Source organism: Enterobacter sp. I4 (assembly GCF_022669095.1).
GTDB lineage: Bacteria > Pseudomonadota > Gammaproteobacteria > Enterobacterales > Enterobacteriaceae > Enterobacter > Enterobacter pasteurii.
The window spans coordinates 2,213,435-2,239,130 of record NZ_JALBUO010000001.1; the positions used below are offsets into that span (position 1 = coordinate 2,213,435).

Annotated in this window: 27 protein-coding genes; 9 read left to right on the forward strand and 18 right to left on the reverse strand. The window is 58.3% G+C overall.

The features are described from left to right. Positions 1–22: 22 nt before the first annotated feature. The gene (locus MOQ06_RS10555) at positions 23–688 is read right to left on the reverse strand and encodes a MarC family NAAT transporter (RefSeq protein WP_193355104.1); all 666 of its coding nucleotides are present in this window, start codon (positions 686–688) and stop codon (positions 23–25) included. Positions 689–944: 256 nt separating this feature from the next. On the opposite strand from MOQ06_RS10555, the gene marR reads away from it, so the two are divergent. The 3 genes from marR to marB are packed head-to-tail and all read left to right on the forward strand — an operon-like array spanning position 945 to position 2,028. After that, positions 945–1,379, forward strand: coding sequence for a multiple antibiotic resistance transcriptional regulator MarR (gene marR / locus MOQ06_RS10560; protein WP_003857182.1), 435 nt, complete (start codon positions 945–947; stop codon positions 1,377–1,379). A gap of 20 nt (positions 1,380–1,399) precedes the next feature. Then, a complete protein-coding gene (gene marA / locus MOQ06_RS10565; protein ID WP_001303241.1) occupies positions 1,400–1,780 on the forward strand; it encodes an MDR efflux pump AcrAB transcriptional activator MarA in 381 nt (126 codons plus the stop codon). A gap of 32 nt (positions 1,781–1,812) precedes the next feature. Beyond that, a complete protein-coding gene (gene marB, locus MOQ06_RS10570) occupies positions 1,813–2,028 on the forward strand; it encodes a multiple antibiotic resistance protein MarB (protein ID WP_148419524.1) in 216 nt (71 codons plus the stop codon). Between the two features lie 37 nt (positions 2,029–2,065). Here the strand turns inward: marB and eamA are convergent, their stop codons facing one another. Beyond that, positions 2,066–2,965, reverse strand: a complete 900-nt coding sequence (gene eamA / locus MOQ06_RS10575; RefSeq protein ID WP_148419523.1) for an O-acetylserine/cysteine exporter — start codon at positions 2,963–2,965, stop codon at positions 2,066–2,068. Between the two features lie 192 nt (positions 2,966–3,157). On the opposite strand from eamA, the gene ydeE reads away from it, so the two are divergent. Beyond that, on the forward strand, positions 3,158–4,351 hold the full coding sequence (ydeE, locus tag MOQ06_RS10580) for an efflux MFS transporter YdeE (RefSeq protein ID WP_242172809.1): 1,194 nt from the start codon (positions 3,158–3,160) through the stop codon (positions 4,349–4,351). Positions 4,352–4,396: 45 nt separating this feature from the next. Here the strand turns inward: ydeE and zinT are convergent, their stop codons facing one another. The 8 genes from zinT to MOQ06_RS10620 form a co-directional block, all read right to left on the reverse strand. Then, complete coding sequence (gene zinT / locus MOQ06_RS10585) at positions 4,397–5,035, reverse strand: metal-binding protein ZinT (RefSeq protein WP_242172810.1); 639 nt, start codon at positions 5,033–5,035, stop codon at positions 4,397–4,399. A 52-nt stretch (positions 5,036–5,087) separates the two neighbouring features. Continuing rightward, a complete protein-coding gene (gene urtE / locus MOQ06_RS10590; protein WP_242172813.1) occupies positions 5,088–5,786 on the reverse strand; it encodes an urea ABC transporter ATP-binding subunit UrtE in 699 nt (232 codons plus the stop codon). 9 nt (positions 5,787–5,795) lie between these two features. Continuing rightward, the gene (gene urtD, locus MOQ06_RS10595; protein WP_242172815.1) at positions 5,796–6,593 is read right to left on the reverse strand and encodes an urea ABC transporter ATP-binding protein UrtD; all 798 of its coding nucleotides are present in this window, start codon (positions 6,591–6,593) and stop codon (positions 5,796–5,798) included. Beyond that, the gene (urtC, locus tag MOQ06_RS10600; protein ID WP_242172818.1) at positions 6,593–7,666 is read right to left on the reverse strand and encodes an urea ABC transporter permease subunit UrtC; all 1,074 of its coding nucleotides are present in this window, start codon (positions 7,664–7,666) and stop codon (positions 6,593–6,595) included. Before urtC ends, urtD begins: the two co-directional genes overlap by 1 nt. Then, a complete protein-coding gene (gene urtB / locus MOQ06_RS10605; RefSeq protein ID WP_242172820.1) occupies positions 7,666–9,240 on the reverse strand; it encodes an urea ABC transporter permease subunit UrtB in 1,575 nt (524 codons plus the stop codon). The genes urtC and urtB overlap by 1 nt, the downstream gene beginning before the upstream one ends. Before the next feature lie 24 nt (positions 9,241–9,264). After that, positions 9,265–10,536: an urea ABC transporter substrate-binding protein gene (gene urtA, locus MOQ06_RS10610; protein WP_148419516.1), complete on the reverse strand. Its 1,272-nt coding sequence runs from the start codon at positions 10,534–10,536 to the stop codon at positions 9,265–9,267. A 200-nt stretch (positions 10,537–10,736) separates the two neighbouring features. Continuing rightward, a complete protein-coding gene (locus tag MOQ06_RS10615; protein WP_242172823.1) occupies positions 10,737–11,840 on the reverse strand; it encodes a cobalamin-independent methionine synthase II family protein in 1,104 nt (367 codons plus the stop codon). Positions 11,841–11,990: 150 nt separating this feature from the next. Next, a complete protein-coding gene (locus MOQ06_RS10620; RefSeq protein ID WP_148419514.1) occupies positions 11,991–12,407 on the reverse strand; it encodes a rhodanese-like domain-containing protein in 417 nt (138 codons plus the stop codon). A 73-nt stretch (positions 12,408–12,480) separates the two neighbouring features. Between MOQ06_RS10620 and ftrA the strand changes: the two genes are divergently transcribed. Then, positions 12,481–13,479: a transcriptional regulator FtrA gene (gene ftrA / locus MOQ06_RS10625; RefSeq protein WP_193355094.1), complete on the forward strand. Its 999-nt coding sequence runs from the start codon at positions 12,481–12,483 to the stop codon at positions 13,477–13,479. A 147-nt stretch (positions 13,480–13,626) separates the two neighbouring features. Here the strand turns inward: ftrA and MOQ06_RS10630 are convergent, their stop codons facing one another. After that, positions 13,627–13,989 carry a hypothetical protein gene (locus tag MOQ06_RS10630; RefSeq protein ID WP_242172825.1) on the reverse strand — a complete coding sequence of 121 codons (363 nt, stop codon included), beginning with the start codon at positions 13,987–13,989 and terminating at the stop codon, positions 13,627–13,629. A 243-nt stretch (positions 13,990–14,232) separates the two neighbouring features. Between MOQ06_RS10630 and MOQ06_RS10635 the strand changes: the two genes are divergently transcribed. Continuing rightward, positions 14,233–14,466, forward strand: a complete 234-nt coding sequence (locus tag MOQ06_RS10635; protein ID WP_242172827.1) for a DUF2554 family protein — start codon at positions 14,233–14,235, stop codon at positions 14,464–14,466. Here MOQ06_RS10635 and MOQ06_RS10640 read toward each other — a convergent pair. Both MOQ06_RS10640 and MOQ06_RS10645 read right to left on the reverse strand, forming a co-directional pair. Further along, the gene (locus MOQ06_RS10640) at positions 14,463–16,427 is read right to left on the reverse strand and encodes a U32 family peptidase (RefSeq protein WP_148419510.1); all 1,965 of its coding nucleotides are present in this window, start codon (positions 16,425–16,427) and stop codon (positions 14,463–14,465) included. The two genes, MOQ06_RS10635 and MOQ06_RS10640, sit on opposite strands and share 4 nt — an antisense overlap. An 80-nt stretch (positions 16,428–16,507) precedes the next feature. Beyond that, a complete protein-coding gene (locus MOQ06_RS10645; RefSeq protein WP_242172829.1) occupies positions 16,508–17,035 on the reverse strand; it encodes an XRE family transcriptional regulator in 528 nt (175 codons plus the stop codon). 92 nt (positions 17,036–17,127) lie between these two features. Between MOQ06_RS10645 and MOQ06_RS10650 the strand changes: the two genes are divergently transcribed. Then, complete coding sequence (locus MOQ06_RS10650; RefSeq protein WP_242172831.1) at positions 17,128–18,294, forward strand: benzoate/H(+) symporter BenE family transporter; 1,167 nt, start codon at positions 17,128–17,130, stop codon at positions 18,292–18,294. Here MOQ06_RS10650 and MOQ06_RS10655 read toward each other — a convergent pair. Next, positions 18,274–19,146: an AraC family transcriptional regulator gene (locus tag MOQ06_RS10655; RefSeq protein ID WP_148419507.1), complete on the reverse strand. Its 873-nt coding sequence runs from the start codon at positions 19,144–19,146 to the stop codon at positions 18,274–18,276. The two genes, MOQ06_RS10650 and MOQ06_RS10655, sit on opposite strands and share 21 nt — an antisense overlap. Positions 19,147–19,319: 173 nt before the next feature. Between MOQ06_RS10655 and MOQ06_RS10660 the strand changes: the two genes are divergently transcribed. Further along, positions 19,320–20,216, forward strand: a complete 897-nt coding sequence (locus MOQ06_RS10660) for an EamA family transporter (RefSeq protein ID WP_242172836.1) — start codon at positions 19,320–19,322, stop codon at positions 20,214–20,216. 31 nt (positions 20,217–20,247) lie between these two features. Here MOQ06_RS10660 and MOQ06_RS10665 read toward each other — a convergent pair whose 3' ends face one another. Both MOQ06_RS10665 and MOQ06_RS10670 read right to left on the reverse strand, forming a co-directional pair. Further along, positions 20,248–20,922, reverse strand: a complete 675-nt coding sequence (locus tag MOQ06_RS10665) for a DUF3313 domain-containing protein (RefSeq protein WP_242172838.1) — start codon at positions 20,920–20,922, stop codon at positions 20,248–20,250. 134 nt (positions 20,923–21,056) lie between these two features. Next, entirely contained in the window at positions 21,057–22,652 is a 1,596-nt protein-coding gene (locus MOQ06_RS10670; protein WP_148419561.1) for an ABC transporter substrate-binding protein, read from the reverse strand. 111 nt (positions 22,653–22,763) lie between these two features. On the opposite strand from MOQ06_RS10670, the gene pepT reads away from it, so the two are divergent. Further along, positions 22,764–23,993: a peptidase T gene (pepT, locus tag MOQ06_RS10675; protein ID WP_242172839.1), complete on the forward strand. Its 1,230-nt coding sequence runs from the start codon at positions 22,764–22,766 to the stop codon at positions 23,991–23,993. Here the strand turns inward: pepT and tehB are convergent. Continuing rightward, on the reverse strand, positions 23,990–24,583 hold the full coding sequence (gene tehB / locus MOQ06_RS10680; RefSeq protein ID WP_242172841.1) for a tellurite resistance methyltransferase TehB: 594 nt from the start codon (positions 24,581–24,583) through the stop codon (positions 23,990–23,992). The two genes, pepT and tehB, sit on opposite strands and share 4 nt — an antisense overlap. Then, positions 24,583–25,578 carry a dicarboxylate transporter/tellurite-resistance protein TehA gene (gene tehA, locus MOQ06_RS10685; protein ID WP_242172843.1) on the reverse strand — a complete coding sequence of 332 codons (996 nt, stop codon included), beginning with the start codon at positions 25,576–25,578 and terminating at the stop codon, positions 24,583–24,585. Before tehA ends, tehB begins: the two co-directional genes overlap by 1 nt. Positions 25,579–25,696 lie beyond the last annotated feature (118 nt).

A 25,696-nucleotide genomic window follows, 5' to 3' on the forward strand; every position in this document is an offset into this window, starting at 1 on the left:
TTCGCCTTACCCGGCAACAGCATCAGTGATAGGTCTTAATAATCTCCAGCACGCCGTTAATAATAAACTGCACGCCCATACACACCAGCAGGAAGCCCATCAGGCGGGAGATGGCCTCAATACCGCCCTTGCCTACCCAGCGCATAATGGCCCCGGAGCTGCGCAGCGATCCCCAGACGATAACCGCGATCAGCGCGAAAATGATCGGCGGCGCAACGGTGATAACCCAGTCCGGGAAGGTGGAGCCGTCGCGCACCGTTGAGGCGGAGCTGATGATCATCGCAATCGTCCCCGGGCCAGCCGTGCTCGGCATGGCTAACGGCACGAAGGCGATGTTGGCGCTCGGTTCGCTTTCAAGCTCCTCGGATTTGCTCCTGGCTTCCGGTGATTCATGCGCTTTTTGCGCCGGGAACAGCATCCGGAAACCGATAAAGGCCACAATCAGCCCACCCGCTATCCGCAACCCGGGGATGGAAATACCAAAGGTATTCATGACCAGCTGCCCGGCGTAATAGGCCACCATCATGATGGCAAAAACGTACACGGCCGCCATCCTCGACTGCTGGTTGCGCTCCGCGCTGTTCATGTTCCCCGCCAGGCCCAGAAAGAGCGCCACCGTGGTTAACGGGTTTGCCAGCGGCAGCAATACCACCAGCCCAAGACCAATTGCTTTAATCAAATCCAACATAATGCATCGCTGCCCTTATCCTTAATCAACTCCGCAATTATAGGGGGAAAACCACGTCCTGAGCTATTCGCACGACGTAACCATTGTTTTCCCGCGCAACCAATAACCAGAGGCTATATGTATGATTTAAAAGCGCACAGAAAAAGTTCCTGAAGCGTTTTAGCAATTCGTGGCATCGGGCAATCCATTCAGTTGACTTATACTTGCCTGAGCAATAATATCTGCCGTGACTAAACTACTTGCCAGGGCAACCATTGTGAAAAGCACCAGTGATCTCTTTAACGACATAATCCCACTGGGTCGTCTTATTCATATGGTCAATCAGAAAAAAGATCGCCTGCTCAATGACTACCTGTCACCGCTGGATATCACCGCAACACAGTTCAAAGTGCTGTGTTCCATTCGCTGCGAAGTGTGTATCACGCCGGTTGAGCTGAAAAAGGTGCTCTCTGTGGATCTGGGTGCGTTAACCCGCATGCTGGATCGGCTCGTCTGCAAAGGATGGGTCGAACGAAGCCCTAACCCGAATGACAAACGCGGCGTGCTGGTGAAACTGACCAGCGACGGCGCGGCCATGTGTGAGCAATGTCATCAGCTAGTAGGACAAACACTGCACCAGGAACTGACAAAAAACTTAACGGCAGATGAAGTGGCAACGCTTGAGCTTTTACTCAAGAAAATACTGCCGTAAACAAAAAAAGAGGTATGACGATGTCCAGACGCAATACTGACGCTATCACCATTCATAGCATTTTGGACTGGATCGAAGATAACCTGGAATCCCCGCTCTCCCTTGAAAAGGTGTCCGAGCGTTCAGGTTACTCAAAATGGCACCTGCAACGGATGTTCAAAAAAGAGACCGGTCATTCATTAGGTCAATATATTCGCAGCCGCAAGCTGACGGAAATTGCCCAGAAACTGAAAGAGAGCAATGAGCCGATCCTTTATCTGGCGGAACGTTATGGCTTTGAATCGCAGCAAACCCTGACGCGTACGTTCAAGAACTACTTCGACGTGCCGCCTCATAAGTACCGTATTACCAGCATGCCGGGTGAGTCCCGTTATCTGTATCCGCTAAAACATTGCAGTTAATTTTCGCCTGTAAAGACGTAACCGAGGAAATCATGAAATTCATCGCCTCCGCCGCCCTCACCCTGCTGGTGCTGGTCTCCGGCCAGAGCTTCGCGGAGCAAACCCCCAGTGCGGCGCAGCAAAATAATCGTGACACGCTGATTATGCCGTCCGCTCAAGGCCAGTCACCCTATGACTTTAACCACATGGGCGCTGGCAGCGACAAATCCGACGAACTGGGCGTGCCGTATTACAACCACGACCTGTGATTCGTTTTTGCCCCGCCGATGCGGGGCTTTTTTTGCCTTAGCCCCGCACCCGCGAAGCCCGACGCACCCGCAGACCAAAAACGTTGATATACAGCCCGGCCATAATCAGCCCCGCACCCGCCAGCTGCAGCCCGCTGAGCGTTTCATCCAGCAAAAGCGCGGCGCTGGCAAGCCCGACTACCGGTACCAGCAGCGATAACGGCGCCACGCGCCAGGTTTCATAGCGGCCAAGCAGCGCCCCCCAGATGCCGTAGCCGATGATGGAGGCGACAAACGCCAGATAGACCAGCGATAAAATGGTCGTCAGGTCTATTTCCAGCAGGCTTTTCAGCATCGTCTCTGGCCCGTCCAGGATAAACGACGCGGCCATAAACGGCACAATCGGGATGAGCGCGCTCCAGACCACCAGCGACATCACCCCCGGGCGCGCTTCGTGCTGCATAATCAGCTTGTTGAAGATGTTGCCGCACGCCCAGCTCAGCCCCGCCGCCAGGGTCAGCATAAAGCCCAGCAGGGCCACGTGCTGGCCGTTAAGGCTGGCCTCAATCAGCACCAGCACGCCAAACACCGCCAGGCTTATGCCTGCCAGCTGCTTACCCTGCAGCCGTTCGCCAAAGACAAACGCGCCGAGGATGATGGTAAAAAACGCCTGCGCCTGGAGCACCAGCGAGGCCAGGCCCGCAGGCATGCCGAATTTAATGGCGCAGAAAAGGAACGCAAACTGACCGAAGCTGATGGTAAGGCCATAACCCAGCAGAAGCCTGAGCGGGATTTTCGGGCGGGCAACGAACAGCAGCGCCGGAAACGCCACCAGCAGAAAGCGCAGGCCGGCAAGCATCAGCGGCGGCATATTGTGCAGCCCCATTTTGATGACCACAAAATTGAGTCCCCACACCACCACAACCAGCAACGCCAACAGCCCGTCTTTGCGCGTCATCATCCGCCCCTGAAATATTAAATTTTTGTAAACACTTCAAGGTAACAGAAAAAATAGCGCAGCGAAAAGACGTTAATTCTGGTACCGGCAAGAAGCACTTGCGGATAAATTGGGTGCTATACAAGCTCCCAATCCCGTGATAATCCTGTCAGAACACAACAATAAAAGCATAAGCATTTGTCGGGCAGGAAAATGAAACCATCAATCAGGCGCTCAACCGCAGCGCTGCTGGCATCGTCATTGTTATTAACAATTGGCCGCGGGGCAACGTTGCCCTTTATGACCATTTACCTCACGCGCGTGTACGGCATGAGCGTGGAGAATATTGGCTATGCCCTCACCGTGGCGTTGACCATTGGCGTGGTGTTCAGCCTGGGATTTGGCATCCTGGCCGACAGGTTCGACAAAAAGCGCTACATGCTGATCGCCATCGTGGCCTTTATCGCCGGATTTGTGGCCATTCCGCTGGTGAATAACGTCACGCTGGTGGTGCTGTTCTTTGCCCTGATTAACTGCGCCTATTCCGTGTTCTCTACGGTGCTGAAGGCATGGTTTGCTGACGTGCTGACGTCGGGCGAAAAGGCGCGCGTGTTCTCGCTCAACTACAGCTTCCTGAATATCGGCTGGACCATCGGGCCGCCGGTTGGCACCCTGCTGGTGATGTACAGCCTGCAGCTGCCGTTCTGGCTGGCGGCGTTTTGCGCTGCGCTGCCGCTCGGGTTTATCCATTTCTTCGTGCAGAAAAGCGTGGCGTCAGACAGCGTTGAGGAAAAGGCGCCGTGGCAGCCGTCGGTGCTGCTGAAAGACCGGGCGCTGCTCTGGTATACCCTCTCCGGCCTGCTGGCCTCCTACGTCGGCGGCTCCTTCGCCAGCTGTATTTCGCAGTATGTTCTGGCCGCGCACGCGGACGGCGATTTTGCCGAAAAGGTGGTGGCGGTGGTGCTGCCCGTCAACGCAGCGGTGGTGGTGACCCTGCAATACGCGCTTGGGCGCAGGATCACCGCCAGCAATATTCGTCCGTTAATGACTGTCGCAACGCTCTTTTTTATCCTCGGGCTGGGCGGGTTTATGCTCTCCGGGGAGAACCTGATCTACTGGGGGATCGCCGCGGCTATCTTTACGCTGGGTGAAGTTATCTATGCGCCGGGCGAATACATGCTGATCGACAATATCGCCCCGCCGGGCATGAAGGCGAGCTACTTCTCCGCGCAGGCGCTGGGCTGGCTGGGCGCGGCGGCGAACCCGATGATCACCGGGATTATCCTCACCCGTCTGCCGCACTGGTCGCTGTTTGTCATAATGATGGCCGCCATTATCGCGGCGTGGCTGATGATTTTGCGCGGGATGCGCGTCAGGGCGTGGTGCGAAGCGCCCAGGGTCGCATAGCCACGGCAGGCCGGGTAAGGCGTAGCCGCTACCCGGCACTCGCGGTTAGTGGTGTAACATCTCCTCCACCACCTGCTCTTTATACATCTCGTTCGGGTAGTAGGTCGGCCAGTTATCCATCTCTTTCAGCAGCGCCTCGTGGGAGGTATTGCCCATAAAGATATGGAAGTGTGAAGAGGGTTTCGGCCCGATGGTATGGTCGCTGAACTGCACGAACTTCGGGGCCTGGCTCGCGGTATCCTTGCACTCAAACAGGTAGCGCACGCCTTTTTTGCCGGAGGCGTAGGTCAGAATTTTGTAGCCGCTGTAGTCGTAGCGGCAGCTGCTCACCGTGCTGCCCCTATGAAACTCCATCACGTTGTTTTCAATGCCGATGGAGTCCACGTCCGTGGCGTAGCCCGTGCGGTAGTAGGCTTTTATCTCATCAGCGGACTTCTCGCCCTTCCGGGCTTTCTTTTTGAAAACCGGATCCAGCGAGCCGTCGAGCAGGAACGGATAAACCGACTGCCAGGTCCCGTCCCAGTCAGACAGCTTTCTGTCCCTGACGTCTTTATCCTCAAAGACGCCGTTTGCCGCCTTCTGTTCCGCCTCGGTCATCTGATGACCGTGCGAGTGGGCAAAAAGCGAGCCGCTGACCAGCAGCGTTCCCAGAGCCAGCGCAATTTTTCCAGCATGTGCAGCCAAAGCAAAACCCTCATTCCGTGTTATAAGAATGAGGATGTTATAGTATAACATTTCAGATCGCAACCAGTCCGCGCACGCCCTCCTGCGCCATATTTTCCCCGCGCCCGTGCTGGACGATACTGCCGCGCGACATCACCAGATAGCTGTCGGCCAGTTCCGCGGCGAAATCGTAAAACTGCTCAACCAGCAGGATCGCCATATCTCCCCGGCTGGCGAGGCTGCGGATCACCTGCCCAATCTCTTTAATTACCGAGGGCTGAATCCCCTCCGTGGGTTCATCCAGAATCAGCAGCCGCGGGCGGCTTGCCAGCGCGCGCCCAATCGCCAGCTGCTGCTGCTGGCCGCCGGAAAGATCGCCGCCGCGACGGTGCTTCATCTCCTTCAGCACCGGGAAAAGCTGCCAGATCTCCTCCGGCACGCCTTTCGCGTTACGCGCGGAAAAGCGCGACAGCCCCATCAGCAGGTTTTCCTCAACGGTCAGACGCGGGAAAATCTCGCGCCCCTGCGGAACATACGCCACGCCGGACTGCACCCGCTGGTGCGGCTTACTGTGGGTGATGGTTTGCCCCTGCCAGACCACCTCCCCGGTTTTCACCGGGATCAGCCCCATCAGACACTTCAGCAGCGTGGTTTTACCCACCCCGTTGCGCCCCAGCAGACAGGTGATTTCCCCGGTCACGGCCTCAAAGCTCACCCCGCGCAGAATATGGCTTCCGCCGTAGTACTGATTCAGTTCGTTAACCTGCAACATTACCTCTCCTTAGCGTCCCAGATAGACGTCAATCACCTGCTCGTTGGCCTGCACCTCGCGAAGCGAACCTTCCGCCAGCACGCGTCCCTGATGCAGCACCGTGACGCGATCGGCGATGGTTTCGACAAACCCCATATCGTGCTCAACCACCATCAGGGAATGCCTGCCTGCCAGGGTACGGAACAGCTCGGCGGTGTATTCCGTTTCCGCATCGGTCATCCCCGCGGCGGGCTCGTCCAGCAGCAGCAGATGCGGATCCTGCACCAGCAGCATGCCGATCTCCAGAAACTGCTTCTGCCCGTGGGAAAGCAGCCCGGCGCGACGGTCGCGCTCGCTGCCAAGCCGCAGCAATACCAGCATCTCGTCAATGCGGTCGCGCTGCTCGCCGCTGAGGGTGGCCCGCAGGCTCGCCCAGACGGACCTGTCGGCCTTCATGGCGATTTCAAAATTTTCCCATACCGTCAGCGCCTCAAAGACCGTCGGTTTTTGAAACTTACGGCCAATTCCCCGGCGGGCAATGGCCGCTGGCTCAAGCGCGGTCAGGTCAACAGACTGATCGTAAATGGCTTTTCCGCTTTTAGGCCGCGTTTTGCCGGTAATCACGTCCATCAGCGTGGTTTTGCCCGCGCCGTTAGGCCCAATCACGCAGCGTAGCTCGCCCACGCCGATGTTAATCGAGAGGTCGGTCAGCGCCTGAAAGCCGTCGAAGCTGACGTTGATGGCCTCAAGCTGCAATACCGGATCGGTCTGCTCGCGGTAACGATCCCCGGGTAGCTGACGGGTAAAAAGCCCTTCTGAAGGCTGCATTATTTCTCCCCCTTACGAAACAGGCCGTATACGCCGCGCGGCAAGAACAGCGTGACGGCGATGAAAATCAGCCCCAGAAACAGCTGCCAGTACTCCGGCATCGCCACGGTGAAGACGCTCTTCGCGCCGTTAACCAGCGCCGCGCCAATCACCGGGCCCACCAGCGTGCCGCGCCCGCCCAGCGCCACCCAGATGGCCGCTTCAATCGAGTTCGTTGGCAACATCTCTCCCGGGTTGATAATGCCCACCTGCGGAACGTACAGCGCCCCCGCCAGGCCGCACAGCACGGCAGAGAGCGTCCATACCAGCAGCCTGAACCCGCGCGGATCGTAGCCGCAAAAGGTCAGACGGTTTTCCGCATCGCGCACCGCGGTCAAAATCCGGCCAAATTTGCTCTTCGCCAGCGCATAGCCTGTGCCCAGCGCCAGCATCAACAGCAATACCGTCGCGAGGAACAGCGCGATCCGCGTGGTGGTCGCCGTAACGGAAAACCCGAGCAGCGTGGTAAAGCCGGTAAAGCCGTTGTTGCCGCCAAAGCCGGTTTCGTTGCGAAAGAACAGCAGCATGCCCGCATAGGTCAGCGCCTGGGTCATGATGGAGAAATAGACTCCTTTTATCTTCGAGCGGAAGGCAAACCAGCCGAAGACCAGCGCCAGCAGGCCGGGGACCGTCACGATCAGGACCAGCGCCCAGGCAAAATGCTGCGTTCCCCACCAGAACCAGGGCAGCTCGCTCCAGGAGAGAAACGACATAAATGCGGGCAGGCCGTCCCCTGCCGCCTGGCGCATCAGGTACATCCCCATCGCATAGCCGCCCAGCGCGAAAAATAAGCCGTGCCCCAGCGAGAGCATCCCGGCATAGCCCCACACCAGGTCGAGAGCCACGGCAACCACCGCGTAGCAAAGGATCTTGCCGATGAGGGTCAGCATCCACGTGGAGATCGCCAGCGGATGCGCGGCGGGCAGCAGCGCGAGAAACGGCAGCACCAGCAGCGCCGCAGCCAGCAGGCTGCCGACGATTTGAGCGGTACGCGGCGCGCGGCGCGCCAGCGTTAAGGTCAGCGGCTGGCTCATCAGTCTGTTACCCTCCCTTTAAGCGCGAATAACCCCTGCGGACGTTTCTGGATAAACAGAATAATCGCCACCAGAATCACGATTTTGCCCAGCACCGCGCCCATCTGCGGCTCAAGAATTTTATTGAAGATCCCAAGGCCAAAGGCCGCCGCCACGCTACCGGCCAGCTGGCCGACGCCGCCCAGCACCACCACCAGGAACGAATCGATGATGTACCCCTGGCCCAGCTCCGGCCCCACGTTCCCCAGCTGGGATAACGCCACGCCGCCCAGCCCGGCAATGCCGGAGCCAAGGCCAAAGGCCAGCATATCCACACGCCCGGTCGGCACGCCGCAGCAGGCCGCCATGCTGCGGTTTTGCGTCACGGCCCGCACGTTGAGGCCAAGACGCGTTTTGTTCAGAATCAGCCAGGTGAAGAACAGCACCAGCAGCACAAAGCCGAGCACCACGATGCGGTTCCACGGCAGCGTCAGGTTGGCAAAAACCTGCACGCCGCCGGAAAGCCAGGCCGGGTTTGCCACCTCGAGGTTTTGTGCGCCGAAGGTCATGCGCACCAGCTGGATGAGCATCAGGCTGATCCCCCAGGTGGCGAGCAGGGTTTCCAGCGGGCGTCCATACAGGTGGCGGATCACCGTGCGCTCCAGCACCATCCCGATACCGGCCGTCAGGCAAAACGCCACCGGCAGCGCCACCAGCGGATACATCGCCAGATAATGAGGCATCCACTGCGCCATCAGCTGCTGCACCATCCAGGTGGCATACGCCCCGAGCATCAGCATCTCGCCGTGCGCCATGTTGATCACGCCCAGCAGGCCATAGGTGATGGCAAGCCCGAGCGCCGCCAGCAGCAGCACCGACCCCAGCGACAGGCCCATAAACGCCTGCCCCAGCAGCTCGCCCCACATCAGGCGGTGCTGAATACGCTCCAGGCTCCCGGCAGCCGCGGCGCGCACCCGCGCATCCGGCTCGGCTTGCGCCTGGGTAAACGGCGCCAGCGCGGCCTGCACGTCCGGATCGTCGGACTCGCCCAGCAGCTCAACCGCCCTCAGCCGCGTTTCAGCCTGCGGACTCGCCAGCTGGAGATTCGCCAGCGCCAGCCTCAGCGACTGCCGGGTAATTTCGTCCGTTTCGCTGCTGGCCCGCCGTTGCAGAAAATCGAGCATGTCCGGCTGCGCGCCGCGCTGGAGCTGCCTCGCGGCGGCGCGCCTTTCCGTGACGCTGTCACTTACAAGCTGATGCGTCGCCAGCGCCGTAGCGGCTAACGACCGCAGCCGGTTGGTCAGGCGCACGGCTTTGGTGGCCCCTTCGGCGGTTTGTGATGCCCCAAGCCCTGTCAGCTCGCCGTCGATGAGCGCAAAGGCATGCTTTCGGCTGTCGGTAAACAGGTTCTCTTTTTGCAGCGCCGCAAGCAGCGGCAAACGGGCAGGTTCCGGCGCGGTTGCCCACCGGGTGAGCATGGCGGCCTGCTGGCTGCGGTTTGCGGCAACGAAATCATCGGCATCCGTTGCCGCAGCCATCCCTGGCAGCAGTCCGGCAAGCCACACTATCGCTATCATCATGCGCATCGCGTTCATGGCATTTCTCCCTGGCGCACCGGCTTAGTTGCTGGCGGTTTTCATCGGCTGGTCTGGCTTTTTGTCATTTCCGGCGATAAACGGGCTCCAGGGCTGGGCGCGGACCGGCTGTTCGGTCTGCCAGACGACGTTAAACTGGCCGTTGCCTTCGATTTCGCCAATCATCACCGGCTTGTGCAGGTGGTGGTTAGTGGCATCCATGGTCAGCGTGAAGCCGGACGGCGCGCTGAACGTCTGGCCCGCCATGGCAGCACGCACCTTGTCCACGTCGGTCGTTCCCGCTTTCTCAACCGCCTGCGCCCACATGTGAAGCCCTACGTAGGTCGCTTCCATCGGATCGTTAGTGACGACGGTATCGGCATTCGGCAGCTTATGGGCTTTCGCATAGGCCCTGTAGGCCGCCACGAAGGTCTGGTTAGTCGGGTTGTCCACGGACTCAAAGTAGTTCCACGCCGCCAGGTTACCCACCAGCGGTTTGGTATCAATGCCGCGCAGCTCCTCCTCGCCCACCGAGAAGGCCACCACCGGCACGTCCGTCGCCTTCAGCCCCTGGTTGGCAAGCTCCTTATAGAACGGCACGTTGGAATCGCCGTTGATGGTGGAAACCACCGCCGTTTTCCCGCCCGCGGAGAATTTCTTGATGCTGGCCACGATGGTCTGGTAGTCGCTGTGGCCGAACGGGGTGTAGACCTCTTCAATGTCCTTATCCTCCACGCCCTTCGAGTGCAGGAAGGCGCGCAGGATTTTATTGGTAGTGCGCGGATAAACGTAGTCCGTCCCCAGCAGGTAGAAGCGTTTCGCGCCGCCGCCGTCTTCGCTCATCAGGTACTCCACCGCCGGGATCGCCTGCTGGTTAGGCGCCGCACCGGTATAGAAGACGTTAGGTGACATCTCTTCACCTTCGTACTGCACCGGATAAAACAGCAGCCCGTTCAGCTCCTCAAACACCGGCAGAACCGACTTACGCGACACGGACGTCCAGCAGCCAAGCACCACGGCGACCTTATCCTGGCTCAAAAGCTGGCGGGCTTTCTCGGCAAACAGCGGCCAGTTAGACGCCGGGTCAACCACCACCGGCTCCAGCTTTTTCCCGAGCACGCCGCCCTTAGCGTTGATTTCGTCGATGGTCATCAGGGCAACATCCTTCAGGGGCGTTTCTGAAATGGCCATCGTGCCGGACAGGGAGTGCATAATCCCGACTTTAATGGTCTCTGCGGCCCGTACGCCAAAACTCATTCCCATGGCGACGACGGACGCGGACAAGGCGAAAGCTTTTATAAAGGTACGACGGTGCATATTTTCACTCCTGAAAAGAAAGCTGTGCGAAGACGTCCGTTACCGCATGGACGCAGAAAAAAGTAACGTCAGCTTCAGGAGAGCAAAAAGAGTGCCAGGTTGCAGAGGCCGGATTTTACGGAGAGTGCAGAGAAGATGTGTCGGGAACGGCTCAGAATGGAACAGCGCTGCACCGGAATAATGCAGCGCCGTGAACGGCGTTACCAGACGTCGCTGGCGATTTGCGTGACCAGGCGAACTTTATCCCACTGCTGGGCTTCGCTCAGGCTGTTACCTTCCTCCGTGGAGGCAAAACCGCACTGCGGGCTGAGGCAAATCTGCTCTTTCGCCACGTACCGCGCGGCCTCTTCCAGGCGCGCCTTCACCCCTTCCGGGTTCTCCAGCTCGCCGTGCTTGGTGGTGATCAGCCCCAGAACCACCTGCTGTTTACCCGGGCGTACAAAGCGCAGCGGCGCGAAATCTCCGCTTCGGTCGTTGTCGTACTCCAGGAAGAAGGCATCGACGTTAACCGTGCCGAACAGCACTTCCGCCACCGGCTCGTAGCCGCCCTCAGAAATCCAGGTGGAGCGGAAGTTGCCGCGGCAGACGTGCAGCCCGACGGTGAGGTCGTCCGGCTTGCCTTCCAGCGCTTTGTTCAGCACGCGGGCGTAGGTTTTTGCCAGCTCGTCCGCATCGTCGCCCCGCTCGCGGATCTGACGGCGCTGCTCTTCCGAGCACAGGTAGGCCCAGACGGTATCGTCGAGCTGCAGGTAGCGGCAGCCCGCGTCGTAAAACGCGCGGATGGCGTCGCGCCAGGTGGTTGCCAGATCGTCAAAATAAACGTCCAGATCCGGGTAGACCGTGGCATCGATGTCCTTGCGGCCGCCGCGGAAGTGCAGCACGCTCGGGCTTGGAATGGTCATCTTCGGCTGCGCGTCACCGCTGATGCTCTTCAGGTAGCGGAAGTCTTCCAGCATAGGGTGATCGCCGAAGCCCAGCTTGCCCGTGACGCGCACGCCGTGAGCTTTAGTCTGAACCCCGTTAAACTGGATCCCCTGCTGCGAATCGTAACGCTCTACGCCCTGCAGCCCGTCAAAAAAGTCAAAGTGCCACCAGGCGCGGCGGAACTCCCCGTCGGTCACCACGTGCAGGCCGCAGGCGCACTGCTGCTCGACGACCTGGCGAATAGCCTCGTCCTCGACGGCGCGAAGCTGGCCGGCATCAATTTCACCGCTGGCAAACTTCAGTCGTGCCTGCTTGATGGTGTCCGGGCGTAAAAAACTGCCGACTACATCGGCGCGGTACGGGGCGTGGTGTCGCTGCATGGAAATCTCCTCTGTCTGCCGGCGTTAATTGCCAACAGTGATAATTCATCTCTTGAAGTTTTAGACTTCTGGATGTCTAAACGTCCTAAAAAGATGTCATACCGGCACCCTGCCGACAAACGAGAAAATTTCATCTGTGTTGAAAAAAATTCACGATCGCTGCGCGGGCGATGAGGATCCTGCAAACGCGAACCGCTCGTCCTCCCAGCCGGTAATGCCCCCGAGCATAATCTTGACCGGCAGGCCGAGGCGCGCAAGCTTCAGCGCCGCCCTGTCCGCCCCGTTGCAGTGCGGCCCGGCACAGTACACGACAAACAGCGTTCCCTCCGGCCACGCCTTCATCCGCCCGGCGTCGATCTGGCTCCACGGCAAATGCAGCGCGCCGGGCAGATGGCGCCTGGCAAACTGCCCGGTCGTTCCGACGACGTGGAGCAGAACAAAGTCCTGTTCACCGCTGGACAGGGCGTGATGCACGTCGGCGCAATCCGTCTCAACGCTCAGACGGCGCAGAAAATGTCCTGCGGCTTCCTGCGGCTCTGCCGCCGGAAATTCAGTAACGTAGCTCATGAATCTTCCTCATTTGTGGCGTTTGTGTTAACACTACTCTATTCGTAAATTCAGCCCGTGAATGCGCCCGCCTATGCCAGAAAACAGCAAAAAGATGACAAACTTAAGACACGCGCGCCCGCGCGCGGTGGTGCTGGCGTACGACGGTTTATGTACCTTCGAGTTTGGCGTGGCGGTAGAAATCTTCGGCCTGCCGCGCCCGGAGATGGGCGAAGCGTGGTATCGGTTCGCCGTAGCGGGCGTGGATGAAGGTGAACTTCGGGCAACCGGCGGGATCCGTATGCTTGCCGATGGCGATCTGCGTTTGCTGGAGACGGCAGATTTAATAGTCGTGCCCGGCTGGCGCGGCATGGACGAGCCTGTGCCCGAGGCGCTCCGCCAGGCGTTACGCGAGGCGCATGGCCGCGGCTGTAGGCTGCTCTCCATCTGCTCTGGCGTGTTTGTTCTGGCGGCCTCGGGCCTGCTGAACGGGCGGAAGGCCACCACCCACTGGCGCTACACGGAGGCGCTTAAAACACGCTATCCCGCCATCACCGTGGTGGAGGATGTGCTGTATCAGGACGAGGGCGATATTCTGACCTCTGCGGGCAGCGCAGCCGGAATCGACCTGTGCCTGCACGTGGTGCGCCGGGACTATGGCATCGAGGCGGCAAACCGCGTGGCGCGCAGGCTGGTGATCCCGCCCCATCGGGACGGCTCGCAAACCCAGCAGCTCAGCCGGCCGGTGGCGCAGCTGCGCGAAAGCCAGCGGCTGGGGCAGCTGTTTGATTATCTGCATCAGCATCTGGCCGTTGGGCATACCGTCGAGTCCCTGTCCCGGCGGGTTGGAATGAGCCAGCGCACCTTTTTGCGCCGTTTTCAGGATGCGACCGGCACAACGCCCGCGCGCTGGCTGTTGAACGCCCGGCTGCAGCGCGCGCGAGATTATCTGGAAAATAGCCGGCTCGGCATCGACGCCATTGCTGAACAAACGGGCTTTGGCCAGGGCGCCACGCTGCGTCACCATTTCCGCCAGCAATACGCCCTTTCTCCGGCGCAATATCGTAAGCAGTTTTTACAGCCGACCCGATAACAGGGCAAAAAAAAACCGCCATATTCTGGCGGTAAATGCTTGCATGGATAGATTTGTATTTTGGTATCTACGCACCGGTATTCCATACCGGATGTGGATCGCCTGTAATCTACCACGCTGAGTTTCAACAAAGCGTAAACGGACCGATTAACCCGCTTTGGTATTAATTTGCAGATATCGCATCAGCCCCTGTTCTGCGCTCTGCCGGGCATCGTCATTAATGGCTTCGAGATAAAATGCGCGTGAGACACCGTACGGCGCCTGCTCGGATGGATAAACCGCAAACTGGAAGGTCTTACCCCTCGCCTTATTGATGCAGCCCAGCTCCCAGCGGCCTTCACCAACCTGCGTGCTATTACATTCGACGCGTCCGTAATCGCTGGTTAAATACGAACCTACACGGCTTTTTGCTGACTGAATATATTCAGGTTCATCGTTTGAATAGATGCTGGCAGCAGCACCCACTGCAACCACTACGCCCAGAAGTGATAGCACAATTATTTTTTTCATTTATTAGATCCGATCCTTAGCCAGAAAAATCTTATTGTAAATGATTTCTCATTAAATCTAGCTTCTCTTTTGATACCAGAAATGGGAGTTTACAACGGCAATATTGCTTTTAAGATTAATCTTAAACCGGTTTTATTACAGCCACACTTTTTGACAGCCCGTTTTCTCAAATTTGAAAATCCGAATAATTACTTGATGAAATTATCTTTACGATGGCCGAAGCGTATTTTCGGGAGATGTGGGATGTTCAAAAAAGGGTTGGCCATGGCGATGGTGTTCTGCGCCCTGTTCTCGGGGCAGCTGATGGCCGGGCATAAAGGGCATGAATTTTTGTACGTGAAAAGCGCCGACCATCAGCTTCGTCACGAAGCCGACAGCGACGAGTTACGCAGCGCGGCAGAAGAGTCTGCGGAGGGTCTGCGCGAACGCCATTCCTGGCTGAAGTCGCGCAAACCGGACACCCACTTTCCGGGCTAGCTTCCTTTACGCTTCGGCAGGGTTTTCAGCAAATCGTCCGGGCTCACGGACGCCACGATGCTGCCCGGCGGCGGCATTTTGAAGATGTGGTTCTTCATCTTACCGATAACGTGCATTTCGCACGGGCGGCAGTCGAACTTCAGCGTCAGCACCTCATCGCCGTTCACCAGCTGCATCGGCGTTGCTTTCCAGCTTTTAATATTGCCTTTCGCCTGCTTCGGACAGAGGTTAAATGCAAAACGCAGGCAGTGCTTGGTGATCATCACCGGCACATCGCCCTTCTCTTCATGGGCCTCATAGGCGGCATCGATCAGCTGGACGCCGTGACGGTGATAAAACGCGCGCGCCTTGTGGTTGTAAACGTTCGCCAGGAAGGATAAATGCGTATCCGGATAGACCGGCGCGGGCACCGCTTCGGCCTTACGCGTGCCGCGAGCATAGTTTGCCAGGCGCGCTTCATCCAGCATCTCAGCGGTTTCACGGCGGAACTGGTTCAGCAGGCTGTTCGGTACAAACAGCGCGTCCGGCAGATTAACCTCAACGTTACGCGCGTAGTAGATGGTCTGGCCGAGCTTCGCCACGCCGTCCTTCAGGTTGTTAATCGCCTTTTCCGCGTTGTTCGCCACCTCGAACATGCCGTCCAGCGTGTGCGTCACGCTGATGCCGTCTTCACAGGTCATGGTCAGGATCAGCTGCTCTTCCCAGCCCCCCAGCGCAATATCTACCGCAATGCGGCGCTCGCTGGACGTTTTCAGCAGCGCCTGCTGCCAGTTGTGATCCAGATTACGGTTGAGGGCCGCATTCGGGCGGGCCTTATAGAGATCGGCAGGCATTTCGTTCGGCCACACGCGGTAGCGGTTCTCGCCGGTTTTCTCCACCGTATTGGCGCGGAAGCCGACCACTTCACGCTTGATCATCACGTTCAGGCCATCGCCGTTGGCCAGCGGTTCCGTGACCTCAACGTCCAGATGATCTTTTGCGACTTTCAGCACTTCCCCTACCGGCAGACCGATAAATTTCGGTGAATCAAAGGCGCCAATGTCCCCCTTGCGCGCGTTGACGAAGTAATCCGTGCTGCCGCGGTGGAAGGTTTTATCCGTAGACGGAACGAAGAAATGCTCGGTACGTCCGGCGGACGCCCGCGCCAGGTCACCGCGATCCTCAATGATGGCATCCAGCATCTGACGATAGTGCGCGGTGATGTTTTTCACGTAGCTCATGTCCTTGTAGCGCCCTTCAATCTTGAAGGAGCGCACCCCGGCATCGATCAGCGCGCCGAGGTTAGCCGTCTGATCGTTGTCCTTCATGGAGAGCAGGTGCTTTTCGAACGCCACCACCCGGCCCCGATCGTCTTTGAGTGTATACGGCAGGCGGCAGGCCTGGGAGCAGTCACCGCGGTTGGCGCTGCGGCCCGTCTGGGCGTGAGAGATATTGCACTGCCCGGAATAGGCCACGCACAGCGCGCCGTGGATGAAAAATTCGATGGTGGCGTCGGTGGCCTGATGGATATCGCGGATCTGATTCAGGTTCAGCTCGCGCGCCAGAACGATCTGGGTAAACCCGACGTCCGCGAGAAACTTCGCCTTCTCAACGGTGCGGATATCGCACTGGGTGCTGGCGTGCAGCTCGATGGGCGGGATATCCAGCTCCAGAACGCCCATATCCTGAACGATCAGGGCGTCGACGCCGGTCTGGTAGAGATCGGCGATCAGACGCTGCGCGGGCTCCAGCTCATCATCATGAAGTATGGTGTTCAGGGTTACGAACACCTTCGCCCCAAAGCGGTGGGCGAACGGTACCAGCTCGGCAATATCGCGCAGGCTGTTGCTGGCGTTATGGCGGGCACCGAAGCCCGGGCCGCCAATGTAGACGGCATCCGCACCGTGAAGAATGGCTTCACGGGCAATGGCGGCGTCGCGGGCCGGGCTTAACAGTTCAAGATGATGGGAGTGCAGGCGCATACGTCGTCGTTATCCGTTATGGTCAAAATGGCGGCTATTGTAGTCAGAAGTCTGTGTCAGTGAAACCGTTTTGCGACGCTTTAGCGGGGATAATGGATCAGAGAGTGAAAATGGACCGTCCGGGCGCTGCTGTTGCGGTACGCGTGCGGTTTATCACCGGCAAAACGCACGCCGGAATCGGCGTAAATCGTGCGCCAGATACCGTCGATTTGCATCTCCAGCTCGCCGCCAATCACCACGACGTGCTCAATCACCCCGGCCTCGTGCGGGGCGGATTCGCTCAGCGCGCCCGGCGACAGGGTGATGGAGAAATGGTCGAACCGGAGCTGGTCATCCCAGGGGAACAGCGGCTTCACCACCATCGCCTGCTGCTGCGGATCGAACACCGCCTGCGGATCGCTCTCGGGGGTGATAAACGCCGAAAAGGGCACGTTCAGCCCGGTGGCGATTTTCCACAGCGTGGAGACCGTCGGGCTGGACTCGTTGCGCTCGATTTGCCCGAGCATCGCTTTCGACACGCCGGTCTCGTCGGCCAGCTTAGACAGGCTCCAGCCCCGCGCCTGTCGCAGCGCTTTCAGCGTGGTGGCAAGGTGTTGAGTAATATCCATGGTTCCTCCCGTTGCGGGAAAGCATACCACTTGTACGCTATAACGCACAGTGATACCTTACTGCGGACGTTATAACGCACAACGGGGTTTCCATGCGATCGACAACTCATCTTTTTCCTGCCGTCCTTGCCGGTTTTGTCGCCGTCCTGGTGGGCTACGCCAGCTCGGCCGCCATTATCTGGCAGGCCGCCGCCGCGGCCGGCGCCAGCGCGCAGCAAATCGCCGGGTGGATGACCGCCCTGGGGCTGGGCATGGGGATCAGCACCCTGGCGCTGTCCTGGTGGTACAAGGCCCCGGTGCTTACCGCCTGGTCGACGCCCGGCGCGGCGCTGCTCGCCACCAGCCTGCACGGCATCACCCTGGCTGAAACCATCGGCGTCTTTATTTTTGCCAATGCGCTGATTCTGCTGTGCGGCGTAACCGGCCTGTTCGCCCGGCTGATGAAGCTGATCCCGCACTCCCTTGCCGCCGCTATGCTGGCCGGGGTGCTGCTGCAGTTTGGCCTTAAGGCCTTCAGCAACCTTGAGGATAACTGGGTTCTTTGCGGCACTATGCTGGCGGCCTGGCTGGTGGCCAAAGCAGTGGCTCCCCGGTACGCCATCGTCGCCACGCTGCTGGCAGGCGTCGTCGCGGCATGGATGGGAGGTGACGTTGTCACTAACAGGCTGACGCTGTCCGTGGTGATGCCGGAATTTATTGCCCCGTCGTTCACGCTCTCCAGCCTGATCGGCATCGGGCTGCCCTTCTTTCTGGTGACGATGGCGTCGCAGAACGCGCCCGGCTTCGCCACCATGCAGGCGTCGGGATATCCGCTGGCGGCCTCACCGCTGATGATTGCGACCGGCGGGCTGGCGCTGCTGCTATCCCCCTTCGGCGTCTATTCCATCTGCATCGCCGCTATCACTGCCGCCATCTGCCAGAGCCCGGACGCCCATCCGGATGCCGGTAAACGCTGGCTGGCGGCGGCTGCCGCAGGCGGGTTTTATCTGCTGGCGGGGGTGTTCGGCGGTTCGATTTCCGGGCTGATGGCCGCCCTGCCGCCAGGCTGGATCCAGACGCTGGCCGGGCTGGCCCTGCTCGGCACCATCAGCGGCAGTTTGTATCAGGCGCTGAATCACGAGGCGGAACGCGACGCGGCGATCGTCACCTTCCTGATGACCGCCAGCGGGGTGACGATCCTGGGAATTGGTTCCGCCTTCTGGGGGCTGGTGCTGGGCGGGATCTGTTACGCGGTCTTCTCACGCCTTCGCCGCACGTAGCTGCGAGGGCGTTACCCCCGTCATGCTGCGAAAGCGGTTGCTGAAGTGGCTGGCGGAGCTAAACCCGCAGGCCAGCGCGATGTCGGTGAGCGGCGTGGTGGTGTGCTGCACCAGCGCTTTGGCTTTCTCCATGCGCCGCTGCATGACGTACTGATGCGGCGCCAGCCCCATCGACTGGCGGAACATCCTTGCGAAGTGATACTCGCTGAGCGCCGCCTGCCCGGCCAGCTCCGCCAGCGTCAGGGGCTGCGCAAGATTTTCTTCGATAAACGCCAGCACGTTGCGCAGCACAAACGGCGACAGCCCCCCGGTGACCGCCGGCAGCTTCCACTGCACGCTGGAGTAGTGCTGAACCAGGTGCGTCAGCAATAAGGTCGAGGCGGTGCTCAGGGTGAGCTGATTGGCGTTCTGCTGCCAGTCGCAGCCAAGCAGGAACTGGCGATACAGCGCGGTGATTTTCGGATCGCTGCCAAAGATTTTTTCATCCAGTGTCAGCGACAGCGGGCGTTTATCCCAGATTTTCTCTCCCACGTCCCGCAGGTGCGCGTCGGTACAGTAGAGATGGACGAACGACAGGTCGTCACGAATATCCCACGTGGATTCACTCTCTTCAGGCATCAGGCAAAAACGATCCGGGCCGCCGCCGTTTTTCCAGCCGCCCGGCGTTTTTTGATAGCTTTCATAGCCGTCCGCCACGTAGAGGCTGAGGGTGTGGTGGTTGCTTTTAACGGTGATCGTGTCGTGCTTGTTGTACCAGGCCGCCAGTTGAATGCCAGAGTTGAGCGCGACGGTTTCCCGCAGCACCGCATTTTGCTGGCGTAACGTTTCAAAGGTGTCGTAAACGAGAGACATGGCCGTAAACAGGTGATTAATCAGATCGTCAGTCTAAGAAGTGTTGCAGCCTGTTACCAGCGTTCGGACGAGAAAAAAGCGCAAGAATTTGCAAGTCCGGCGCAAGCCGGTGAAAGCCGCGCGCCCTCTTCTTCGCCACACTGGCATTTTCGCGGTATGAGAAGAGAGAAACCATGAACGCATTACTCTACGGGCTGGTCGTCGTGATTTGGGGGACGACCTGGATCGCCATATTCCTGCAGCAGGGGCCGGTGGCGGCACCGGTATCCATTTTCTGGCGCTTCGCCGTGGCCTGCGCCACGATGATGATCGTCTTAATCGCCCTTCGCCGCCTGCGCAGGCTGGCGCTGCGGGATCACCTCTACTGTATGCTCCAGGGCTGCTGCGTGTTCTGCTTTAACTTCTGGTGTTTTTACGCCGCCGCGGCGCATATCAATACCGGGCTGGAGTCCGTGATTTTCTCGATGGCGGTGCTCTATAACGCCATCAACAGCTTTATTTTCTTCGGGCAGCGCCCTCCGGCTCGCTTCTGGACGGCGGCCGCGCTGGGCCTTATCGGGATCGTCACCCTGTTCTGGAACGATCTGCTCGCCAGCGGCTGGAGCGCGTCGTTGTTCACCGGCATCGGCCTTTCCGCCCTCGGCACCTACGGCTTCTCGCTGGGGAACATGATCAGCATGCGCCATCAGCGAAACGGGCTTGAAACCATGACCACCAACGCCTGGGCGATGCTCTACGGGACGGCGATCATGGGCGTCATCGCCCTCACCAGAGGCGACAGCTTCATGCCGGAATGGACGGTGAGCTATATGGGCGCACTGCTTTACCTGGCCCTGTTCGGATCGGTGATCGCCTTCGGGGCCTACTTCATGCTGGTTGGCCGCATTGGCCCCGGCAAAGCCGCCTACAGCACCCTGCTTTTCCCGCTGGTGGCGCTGTCGATTTCAACGGTGTACGAAGGTTACGAGTGGCACCTCAACGGCATCGTGGGTCTGCTGCTTATACTGGGAGGGAATATGGTGATGTTTACTAAGCCGGAAACCTGGTTCAGACGCCTGCGAACAGCATAAAAAATGGCCTGCGTGATGCAGGCCATTTTCGTTATTTCGCTGTATGATGCACGTCAAACATGGTGGCGTCCGTCGCCATGTCATCCACAACCTGCTTCAGCGTGGCAAAGGTCATAGGTGAATTTTCGTTATTCAGCTCTTTACCTTCCCCTTTACGAACCACCTTCACCACCGGTTTATTGGTCGCCGCGTCAATCAGTTCACCCTCGAAGAACAGGTGGGTATCCATGGTGCGGTGGCCGGTTGCCATCTGCGTACCTGCTACTACCAGCGCGACGGGCACCACTTCATAGAACTGGAGGTCTTCCTTCTGCGAACTCACGCCGGTGATGGCGCCGCGGAAAATCAGGCTACGCTTACCCGGCGTTGTGACGACAGGCTTACGGGTACCAATCGCCGTTTTCAGCTTCGTGTTGGTATAATTTAGCAGTTCATCAAGGGTTCTTTCCCCAATCTGGGTAGTCGGTTTAGGCGTAGGGTAATACGTAATCGGCGTCCAGATAATGCTGTCGTAATTGGCTTCGTTATACGAAGGGTCAACCCAGCGTAACGTCGGTTTACCCGTTGCAGACGTTGTCTGCTGCAAGCCTGAATAGTCTTTTAAAAAGCCGGAGTACTGTTCGGGAGCGGCGACCTTAGATGAACAGCCAGCCAGCGCTAACAGACCAGAAAGCACTGCAACTTTAAAAAGAGTGTGAGTACGCATGATAGTATTCCAGGTTATCTGCAAGTATGCACTTGAAGTTATAGCAAAAAAGGGAGATAGCCGTTGTAGCAAAAAATGACGAAGACAGCACAAATCGTAAAAAAGTAGCCCGGACAGAAGCCGGGCCATGAACGTTACTCTTTAATGTCTACCTGCCAGAAAAGGTGCTTGCCGAAGGGGTCGATTTCATAGCCGCTCACCTCTTTACGCACTGGCTCAAAAATGGTCGAGTGGGCAATCATCACCGCAGGCATCTGGTCGTGCATCATCTGCTGCGCCTGTTTGTACAGCACCACCCGTTCATCACGATCGGTTATCGATTTTGCTTTCGCAATCAGGTCATCGAAGGGCTTGTAACACCATTTGGCCGAATTCGATCCGCCGTTGGCTGAGGTGCAGGTAAAGAGCGGCCCGAAGAAGTTATCCGGATCGCCCGTGGCGGTTGTCCAGCCCATCAGCGCGGCCTGATGTTCCCCTCCCTTCACGCGCTTCAGGTATTCGCCCCATTCGTAGGTGACGATTTTGGTCTGCACGCCAATGCTCGCCCAGTCCGCCTGAATCATCTCCGCCATCCGCTTCGCGTTCGGGTTATACGGCCTTTGCACCGGCATCGCCCACAGGTCAACGCTTACGCCGTTAGCAAAACCGGCGTCCTTCAGCAGGGCTTTGGCTTTTTCTGGATCGTAGTCGTAGTCTTTCAGCTCGCCGTCGGCGCTCCAGACGCCCGGCGGCAGCAGGTTCTTCGCCGCCGTGCCGGTGCCGTGGAAAACCGCGTCAATTATCGCGGGTTTGTTAATTGCCATCGCCAGCGCCTGGCGCACCTTTACGTTATCCAGCGGCGGCTTTTGCGTATTGAACGCCAGGAAACCGGTATTCAGCCCGGCCTTGCTCATCAGATTGATGTCTTTGTTGGCCTTCATGCGCGGCAGGTCCGCCGGATTGGGGAACGGCATAACCTGGCATTCGTTTTTCTCAACCTTCGCAAAACGCACCGAGGCGTCCGGGGTAATGGTAAACACCAGACGATCCAGCTTCGATTTCCCCTGCCAGTAGTCCGGGAAGGCGGTAAAGAGTATGCGTGAGTCCTTCTGGTATTGCGCAAGCTTAAACGGACCGGTGCCAATGGGCTGCATATCGACCTTTTCCGGCGTGCCCGCCTTAAGCATGGCGTCGGCATATTCCGCCGAAAGAATTGAGGCAAAATACCACGCCAGGTCAGCGACAAACGGCGCTTCCGGGTGCGCGAGGGTAAAGCGCACGGTGCGATCGTCAATTTTATCAATGGCGACGATCAGGCTGCCAAACTCCAGGCTTTCGAAGTTGGAGTAACTGCCGTTTGAGACGTTATGGTAAGGATGATTTACATCCTTCTGGCGCATAAACGAGAAAATAACGTCGTCGGCGTTGAAGTCGCGCGTCGGCGTGAACGCTTTGTTGCTGTGGAATTTCACCCCTTTACGCAGGTGGAAGGTGTAAACCTTGCCATCGTCGCTCACCTCCCAGCTTTCGGCCAGGCTCGGCACCAGCTCGGTGGTGCCGGGTTTAAAATCGACCAGACGGTTATACACCGGCACGGCGCTGGCATCCACGCTGGTTCCTGAGGTATACAGCTGTGGATTGAAGTTTTCCGGCGATCCTTCGGAGCAGTACACCAGCGTTTTTGCCGCGACGGTGGAACTGGCCGTCAGCGCAGCAAGCGCCAGCGCTATCATTGTGAATGTGCTTTTCATCATTTATTCCTGTCTTTTTAATTCGACGGCTAATTACTTCTTTTGCCATTCCATAAATAACATTAAAGTGATGGCGCAAACACATGAAAAATAAATACAGAAGGAATCACTATGGCCTCCGAACTCTCCAGACAATTAACCCAACGTTTTTTTCGCTATCTCGCCATTACCAGCCAGAGCGACCCGAAAGTAAAAACGCTGCCCTCCACGCCGGGCCAGCATGAGATGGCGCGGGAACTGGCGAACGAGCTGGAAAAGCTGGGCTTAGACGATATTGTGATTGATGAGTTCGCCACCGTAACCGCCGTTAAAAAAGGGAATATCCCCGGCGCGCCGCGGATAGGTTTTATTACCCATATCGACACGGTAGACGTCGGTTTATCACCGGATATTCATCCACAAATATTAACGTTTACGGGCGATGATCTCTGCCTGAATAAAGAGAAAGGGATCTGGCTGCGCGTAAAAGAACATCCGGAAATTCTGGCTTATCCCAATGAGGAGATTATTTTCAGCGACGGAACCAGCGTATTAGGCGCAGATAATAAAGCGGCGGTGACCGTGGTGATGACGGTGCTGGAAAACCTGACCGCAGAGCATAAGCACGGCGATATTGTGGTGGCGTTTGTGCCCGACGAGGAGATTGGCCTGTGCGGCGCCAAAGCGCTGGATCTGAAACGCTTCGACGTGGATTTTGCCTGGACCATCGACTGCTGCGAGCTGGGGGAGATCGTTTACGAGAACTTCAACGCGGCGGCGGCTGAAATTCGCTTTACCGGCGTAACGGCCCACCCCATGTCTGCCAAAGGGGTGCTGGTGAATCCGCTTCTGATGGCTACAGATTACATCAGCCATTTCGATCGCCGGCAAACCCCGGAATGCACCGAGGGCCGCGAGGGGTACGTCTGGTTTAACGGCATTCAGGCCGGACAAAACGAGGCGATCCTGAAGGCCAACATCCGCGATTTTGATAAAGACGGTTTTGCCGCCCGCAAGCAGCAGATCGCTGACGTGGCGGCGCAGATTGCCGCACGGTACCCCACGGCAGGCGTGGAGTATCGCATCGAGGATACCTACAGCAATATCAGCAATGCCATAGGGGAAGACCGCCGCGCCATCGACTTGATGTTCGAGGCGATGGCGTCGCTCGGGATCGCGCCTAAGCCGACCCCCATGCGCGGCGGCACCGATGGCGCAGCCCTGTCGGCTAAAGGCTTGCTCACCCCGAACTTCTTCACCGGTGCCCATAACTTCCACTCGAAGTTTGAGTTTTTACCGCTGTCGTCGTTCGAGGCGTCCTATCGCACTGCCCTGCAACTCTGCCTGCTGGCGGCGCGTTAGGCGGGCTTGCGCGCCAGCATAGTGGCGAAGCGCAGCTTGATACGGTTGCCGTTGGCGTCGGTGCGGTGAAGCTCACCCACCTCTTCGTTGTACCTGAGCAACTCCCAGCCTTCGTAGTAGTGGCTCAGCTCACCGGTTTTGAACGCAAACGGGAAGCCAACGGTGCAGGGATAATCTTCCGTATCCATCGCGGCAACAATCAGGTTGTAGCCGCCCGGCTTAGTGCAGCGCTGCATGTTGGCGATCAGGCCCGGGATGGTTTTCGCCTCAAGGAACATCAGCACAACGGTGGAGAGGATAAAATCGTATTCGCCCTCAAAGCTCAGGCTGTTCAGATCCTTGATGGCCGTTTGCAGGTTAGCGATCCCCTCCGCCGCCCTGATGCGCTCGATGTTATCGATGCTCATGGGGTTTTTATCCCACGCCGTTACGTCATAACCGTTCGCGGCCAGGTACAGGCTGTTACGCCCATTACCGCAACCCAGATCGAGCGTTTTACCCGGCTTAACGATTTCCGCGCTGTAAAGCACCTCCGAGTGCGTGCGGGTCAGACCATACTTCTCGGTAAAGTAGTTTTCATCGACAGTCATTATTTTTCCTCAGGTTGCATAAGCAGTGCTTTATCAGCGCGCACCAGAAGTTTGCCCTGCATCAGCAAGATAAATGTACGGACCAGCAGCATCGCGATGATGCAGTTGGTGAAAATAAACAGCGGAACGGCAATGGCATGGAAGAACCCCGACGGGCTGCTCTGCCCCAGGTGTAAGCCGGTGGTCGCCAGCGCCGACACGCCGAACGAGAAGCTCCAGAACGAGGCGTTAAACGGCTGCGACAGGTACCACGGCATCAGACGCAGCATAAACAGCAGCTGCAGCAGGCCATACCCGAACAGCATTTTCGCAAAGGTATCCGCTTCGCCGCCGTTAACGCTAAGCCAGGCGCTACAGGCCACCAGCGCGGGCGCAAGCTGGATCCCGAGGGAAGTACGAAGCGCAGCGGGCAGTTCTCCTGCGCTGCGCAGGCGCTGCAGGATGACCGGCTCCAGGCTCAGCCACGAAAACACCCCGGCGCCGAGAAACACCAGCCCCGCATCATGAAAACCCAGCGCGCCGCAGGCCATCGCGCTGATAAAATTGTTCGCCACGGTCGGCAGATACAATCCGGGCGTGGTGGCCTCCTGAGGATGCTTTCCGCGCCAAAGCCCGGCGCTTTGCCAGGCGGCATACGAAAGCTGGATCGTCACCCCCATGCCAAACAGCCCCAGCGACAGCGGGCGGTACCAGGGTACAAAGCCGATGGCCACCAGCATCGTTGTGGCGGGAAACAGGCTGACAAAACTGCTCATCACCGGATGGCGCATCTCCGCCAGCACGCTCTTCGGAAACCGTACCGCGCGGGCGATAAACGCTACGCTCAAGAGGAACCAGATCGTCACCGCCAGCGCGACCAGGATCTCCCCCGGCCACCGCGTAACCGGCCAGAGGGTACTGGCGTAACGCCAGGCGAACCCCATGCCAATGGTGCCCAGCACCATACCAAAATAGCCCGCGGGTAAGTTAAGAACGCGTTGGTTTTCATTATGCATTTTTTTTAAACTTTAAAATGTATTTGAAATGCCATTTTAAGAGGTTTCGTTCAAAGACGCCAGCATTTCGAAAAGCCAAAAGTTTGCTACGTTTAGTGAAGGGCTTCTCAGGGATACT